This window comes from Caldicoprobacter sp. (genome assembly GCF_047459465.1).
Lineage (GTDB): Bacteria > Bacillota > Clostridia > Caldicoprobacterales > Caldicoprobacteraceae > Caldicoprobacter.
On the sequence record NZ_VSCO01000153.1, the window covers coordinates 1 to 3,838 of the forward strand.

Genomic DNA, 3,838 nt, shown 5'->3' on the forward strand with positions numbered 1-3,838 from the left:
CCCAGCTTTGCCACAGCCATCAAAATAGCTTCTTCAATAGTCTTGCCCGTGGTCTCCACGCTTTTCACGATTTTACACCTTCCCCTTTAGGTGAATTTGTTCGATTATATATGATTTGCTGGACTATTTGAAACACGTTATTGGTCACCCAGTATACGCCAAATGCCGCCGTATACATGGCGGTAAACCACACAGACAAGATAGGAAAAATTGCAGTAAAGCTGCCCGTCTGTTGGTTAGCTGTCGAAACATTTGCCAGCTTTGTTTGATAATAAGATGTAACACCTGCAAGAACTGGAAGTATGAATAGACCATTCCACTGACCTGAAAATAAATCTATAGGCCTTCCCACAATGCTTACAATAGGAGAATCAGCAATCCAGATGTTTTTAATCCAGAGAAATCTATAAGAACCATACTGTGCATTGAGGAAGCTGTATATCTCTTCATTGCTTATGTTTTTAATGGCCTCTAAAATCAGTGAAACGTTTTCTTCCCCAGCAATTTCCTTCATCTTGTCAACAATTGATAAATTGGTTCTAATAAACAATTGAGGTATAATATCCACCATCTTTTGCCTAATAGCGCTCGAAGATTCTACAGCCTTTATAACTTCATCTAAAACAGGCACTATTGAAGGATCGTGATGCTTGATGGCATCAATCAAAAAGCTCCCTAGCTCCATGCTTGAAATCTGTCTTAAAGCGGCAAACATGGCAAAAATTATCGGAATCTGTATTAATAAAGGAAGACAGCCCCCCAGCGGATTTACTCCATGTTTTTGATATAGCTCAGCGATCTTTCTATTCCTCTTCTCGGCATCATACTTATACTTCTTATTTATTTCCTCTATCAAAGGCTGCAGCTCGCCCATCTTCTTGGTGGAAGCTTTGGACTTCAAATCCAAAGGCAGCAACAACAATCTCATCAATATAGTAAACATCACTACAGAAAGACCGTAATTATTGGTTATATTATTTATTAGCCGCAGTACATTGGCCAAAAAGTTCACAAATGAACCCCATAATCCTGCATTAGCCGCCTCTGCAATGACAAAGACACCCACTATTAGATCATTCATTACATTCATTACCTCCATTGACTACTCTACCGGATCATAGCCCCCCGGATAAAACGGATGGCATTTCAACACTCTTTTTATTCCCATATAGAAGCCTTTTAAAACTCCATACTTTTCCACTGCTCGGATAACATATTCAGAACATGTTGGATAAAAACGACAGCTATTGGGCAGCAACGGCGAAATTGCTTGCTGATAGCAGCGTATAATTCCTATTAAGAGCTTTTTCAACACCAAGGCTATCAAATCAATCCATCTCCTTGAAAAGCTCTGCCCTTTTTAACAGATTGTCCACCGCCTCTTCAAGCTTGGAAAACTCCACATCTCGAGCATTCTTTCGCACTACAAAGATAAGGTCATACCCCTCTTTTACATGCGGAATCCTTTTTCGATATATCTCCCTCAATTGACGCCTTATTCTGTTTCTCTTAACAGAGTTACCAAACTTTTTGCTTACGGAAAAACCTGCACGGGTAACGCAAAAGCCCGTCCGACGGTACACCAGTACCAGATACTGATTGGCAACGGATTTTCCTTTCTTATAAGTATAACTGAAGTCTCTTCGCTTCCTCAACCTATAAATCTTGTTCACTTTTTCCTCCAGCAAGCTACCGCTTAATGTCAGAAAAGGCCACTTACTAGCGGCCTTATTATGCTGTCAAAACCTTTCTGCCCTTTTTCCTCCTTCTCTTGATTACAAGACGACCACCCTTTGTGCTCATTCTCTTCCTGAAACCATGTACCTTTTTCCGCTTTCGGTTATTGGGCTGATACGTCCTCAGCATTTCCTTCAACCCTCCTTCCTGCTAAATTGCCTTTTTCTTTCCAAATATTCCTTAGCAATACTCTAGTACGATAGTATTATAAGCGAAATATCTCCAGCATGTCAAGAAAATCAGACACCTCAACGTTGATTATCCACAAATAATCTGCTATTATAGTATTGCCTGTTGATAACTTTAGAATATATAATAAGGAAAGAATCCCATAAAGTTATACACATACTGTGGATAACTTTGTGTATAACTTCTGAATTTTCCACAGCTATACCGAAAAAATAGAGATTTCAGCCATGTGGATAATGTTGATAATATGCTCTCGGCGTTGTTCAAATTTAACTGACCGATATTATTATTGGTAATTTTGGCAAAAATATTAGTTAGAAAGTTTTCCCAAAATCTTTAGGAGGTTTTTTGAATGAGTAAAAACGTCAACGATTTGTGGACAAGAGCCCTTCAGTACATGAAAGTTCAACTATCCGATGTCAGTTTTGATACGTGGATAAAAGTTATACAGCCGTTGCTTTTAAACGGCAATGAAATCGTGCTAAGCGTGCCCAATGAATTTACCAAGAATATCCTCCAATCGAGATATATGGAAACTATAGCTGGATCCCTAAAAGAAGTAGCAGGACAGCCTATTTACATTAAATTTATTCTAGAAAACGAGGCAGAAGCTTACCTGGAAAGCGTTAATAGTAAAGACGTAGCTAATGCCCAACCTCACAGCATATTAAATCCCAAGTATACCTTTGACACCTTTGTGGTGGGCAATAGCAACAGATTTGCCCATGCTGCATGCCTTGCAGTGGCCGAAGCTCCCGCAAAGGCGTACAACCCCCTTTTCATATATGGTGGGGTGGGACTGGGGAAAACCCATCTCATGCATGCCATAGGGCACTATATTTTAGCCCGCAACCCCAAAGCCAAGGTATTATACGTTACATCCGAAAAATTCACAAACGAGCTGATAAACTCAATACGTGACGATAAAAACGTCGAATTTCGCAACCGCTACCGCACCATCGACGTATTGTTAATAGACGACATCCAGTTCATAGCTGGTAAAGAAAGGACACAGGAGGAGTTTTTCCATACCTTCAACGCACTACATGAAGCAAACAAACAAATCATAATATCCAGCGATCGTCCTCCCAAGGAGATTCCTACGCTGGAAGACAGGCTGCGCTCCAGGTTTGAATGGGGGTTAATTGCCGACATACAACCTCCAGACCTTGAAACCCGAGTGGCCATTTTGAAGAAAAAGGCTGAGCTGGAAAACATAGAGATCGATGATGAAATACTCCTATTCATCGCTAAGCGCATTGAATCCAACATTAGAGAGCTAGAAGGAGCCCTTATTAGGATCATGGCTTATGCTTCCCTCACCAACAATAAGCTGGATATATCCATAGCCGAAGAAGCGCTAAAGGATATACTGTCTGTTTCGCAGCCCAAGGAAATAACTATACCATTGATACAACAAACGGTAGCCGATTATTTCCATTTGAAAGTGGACGACTTTAAGTCTAAAAAAAGAAACCGGCCGATAGCATACCCCAGACAGATTGCAATGTATCTATGCAGGGAGCTTACCGATCAATCGCTGCCCAAAATTGGTGAAGAATTTGGAGGACGTGACCATACAACCGTTATACATGCATGCGAGAAAATACAGGAGGATATGCAAAAGGACAGCCAGCTCAGAAGAATCATCGAGGAGCTGAAAAAGAAGATTAAAGAAGGCTAATATGCACAGCCTGTGGACAAGATATGCCTATATTAAGCATAATATCCCCATGGCTATCCACAGTGGTTATGTGGATTTCATCCATTTCGACACCAAAATCCACATATCCACAATTATTATTACTGTTACTCCTAACTAATTAAAAATAACAACTATAACCTAGGAGGTACGCCATGAAGTTCAGATGCTTTCAGAAAGACTTATCCGATGCCATAAGCAAAGTACAAA

Annotated in this window: 5 protein-coding genes; 1 reads left to right on the top strand and 4 read right to left on the bottom strand. The window is 40.4% G+C overall.

Features of this window, described 5'->3' with window-relative positions; all coding sequences use genetic code 11:
• Positions 1-64: 64 nt before the first annotated feature.
• Genes FWJ59_RS08400 through rpmH form a run of 4 tightly spaced genes read right to left on the bottom strand, consistent with a single transcriptional unit; the run spans position 65 to position 1,866 of the window.
• On the bottom strand, positions 65-1,081 hold the full coding sequence (locus FWJ59_RS08400) for a YidC/Oxa1 family membrane protein insertase (RefSeq protein WP_414481496.1): 1,017 nt from the start codon (positions 1,079-1,081) through the stop codon (positions 65-67).
• 21 nt (positions 1,082-1,102) lie between these two features.
• Positions 1,103-1,315, bottom strand: a complete 213-nt coding sequence (yidD, locus tag FWJ59_RS08405; RefSeq protein ID WP_414481500.1) for a membrane protein insertion efficiency factor YidD — start codon at positions 1,313-1,315, stop codon at positions 1,103-1,105.
• Positions 1,316-1,328: 13 nt separating this feature from the next.
• Complete coding sequence (gene rnpA, locus FWJ59_RS08410; protein ID WP_414481497.1) at positions 1,329-1,673, bottom strand: ribonuclease P protein component; 345 nt, start codon at positions 1,671-1,673, stop codon at positions 1,329-1,331.
• Between the two features lie 58 nt (positions 1,674-1,731).
• The gene (gene rpmH / locus FWJ59_RS08415; RefSeq protein ID WP_414481498.1) at positions 1,732-1,866 is read right to left on the bottom strand and encodes a 50S ribosomal protein L34; all 135 of its coding nucleotides are present in this window, start codon (positions 1,864-1,866) and stop codon (positions 1,732-1,734) included.
• Between the two features lie 412 nt (positions 1,867-2,278).
• On the opposite strand from rpmH, the gene dnaA reads away from it, so the two are divergent.
• A complete protein-coding gene (gene dnaA, locus FWJ59_RS08420) occupies positions 2,279-3,610 on the top strand; it encodes a chromosomal replication initiator protein DnaA (RefSeq protein WP_414481499.1) in 1,332 nt (443 codons plus the stop codon).
• Positions 3,611-3,838: the final 228 nt, after the last annotated feature.